3 protein-coding genes and 1 pseudogene are annotated in these 1,601 nt (G+C 37.6%); 1 reads left to right on the forward strand and 3 read right to left on the reverse strand.

Annotated elements, in window-relative coordinates:
- Together ACFIMC_RS05070 and ACFIMC_RS05075 are read right to left on the reverse strand one after the other, a co-directional pair.
- Window positions 1-102, reverse strand: a pseudogene (locus tag ACFIMC_RS05070) (terminase); the annotation flags it as partial.
- On the reverse strand, window positions 83-415 hold the full coding sequence (locus ACFIMC_RS05075) for a hypothetical protein (protein ID WP_273791598.1): 333 nt from the start codon (window positions 413-415) through the stop codon (window positions 83-85). The pseudogene ACFIMC_RS05070 and the gene ACFIMC_RS05075, both read right to left, overlap by 20 nt.
- Before the next feature lie 209 nt (window positions 416-624).
- Here ACFIMC_RS05075 and ACFIMC_RS05080 point away from each other — a divergent pair, with 209 nt between their 5' ends.
- Window positions 625-1,248: a hypothetical protein gene (locus ACFIMC_RS05080; RefSeq protein WP_375635150.1), complete on the forward strand. Its 624-nt coding sequence runs from the start codon at window positions 625-627 to the stop codon at window positions 1,246-1,248.
- Here the strand turns inward: ACFIMC_RS05080 and ACFIMC_RS05085 are convergent.
- On the reverse strand, window positions 1,229-1,601 hold a 373-nt coding region (locus tag ACFIMC_RS05085), incomplete at its 5' end, for a hypothetical protein (RefSeq protein WP_375680788.1). The two genes, ACFIMC_RS05080 and ACFIMC_RS05085, sit on opposite strands and share 20 nt — an antisense overlap.

The raw sequence follows: 1,601 nt of genomic DNA on the forward strand, positions 1-1,601 counted from the left end.
TGTCTTTCCAGACCCTCGTCCACCCCACGCCGCTCGTACCAAAGCATCCCCATCAAAAATAGGGATAAGTTTTGGTACAATACTAATCTGTCGTGTTGTCATTGACCAAAGGCGCGATTTCTACACGCGTTATCACCTTAATGGCTCCCCCATCTTCACCTGTTACCTGTAAAGGCAACACCTTACCAAGCAATGCTAAATAAGCAGCGGGGCATTCCATAGCCTGTTTTTCCAAATAAGAAATCAAACCATCCTTGCCAATTTTATTCCCAGCATTCTCAGCAGCCTTAACCACTGCTTCTTTTAAAATGCGCGTCATCTTATTCGGAACGCCTTTGACACGCCCTTGACCTGCCTTTGGTGGTATACGCTTTTTAATGGGTTGTGGAGCCTGCTGTGTATTCTCTGATGTCATAAAATACGCCCTCCAGATAATAAAAAACCCCGCATTTGCGGGGATCCCAAACTGCACTGTCCCTCGTTTAGATACAATACGACCAAGTACAGTGCTGTCATTAAATACGATTTGCTACACTTTGTCAACACTAAAATAACACATATTGATAATTTCAAAGGGAATCAGTTAATGATAATTCCAATAAAACCAATTAAAGAGCAATAAACATGACAATCGTATTAATTATCTTATGTATTCTACTATTACTTCCATTTACTGGAATTATACTGGAAGCTTTATGTGCTATAGTTGGTTACGGTATAGGTGCCGCTATGATTGGAGTCCTTATTTTTCTATTAATAATAGGAGCAAAGTTCTTAGGATTTATATATAGCTTGTGTTTAATAATAGCGTTTATGGCATTAATTGCGATTTGTAACATTAAATCAAACGGAAACACATGGGAAGAAGCAATTTCATACAGCACTGCACTATTTTTACCACTGCTTATCTTATGGTTTATTATATGGTATTTCTCTGATAATCGTGATATGTTGGATATATCATCCGTATTGTTTATTACAGCAATAATATGTTCTATTATTGCGATCCCATTCACATTCAATCCTCCAACGAAAGATATTAAAGGCTATCCTGGATTTCTAATTAAAATGTATTGTGTAATACCTATATTTTTTGCGGGTCTTTGTTGGAGCAAAACGACGGCAATAGTAACGGCAATAGTATCAGTAATAATATTGATTGGCTATTTCATTATGATTGCATATTCAGATAATGATAAACCTGATGAAAAAGATGAAAAAAAAGCTTCTAATGAAAATACTTCCTAATAACATTAAGAACGATACGCAATGAATTCACAAGGTGTGGTAGCATTTGATCTTCTATAACGAGGCACTGTAGCGCTGCATAAAGGTTATATTGTCTATAGAGGCATTGGGCTTCTTTTAGTGCCTCTTGCATGTTTATAAACTGCTCTGTTGCAAATTCTACCCATTTGTCTCTTGCCTTATCATCAGATGATGACGGCATTTCGTCATAAATTGCATTAGGCAAGCCCTTTGCACAAAGGTAATTATTTCTTATCTGTAAGTACTGTTGCGCGGCGTCATATTGCTCTTGTGTAAGCACGCCTTGCAAGCAAAGCCGCCCGATATAGGTACCAGAAAGTGGATTTTTTGCC

It is taken from the genome of Bartonella sp. AP21QHHD (assembly GCF_042196205.1).
GTDB lineage: Bacteria > Pseudomonadota > Alphaproteobacteria > Rhizobiales > Rhizobiaceae > Bartonella.

Coding starts and splice junctions, on each gene's coding strand:
- ACFIMC_RS05075 (WP_273791598.1), bottom strand. CDS start 415: ATGACATCAGAGAATACACAGCAGGCTCCACAACCCATTAAAAAGCGT.
- ACFIMC_RS05080 (WP_375635150.1), top strand. CDS start 625: ATGACAATCGTATTAATTATCTTATGTATTCTACTATTACTTCCATTT.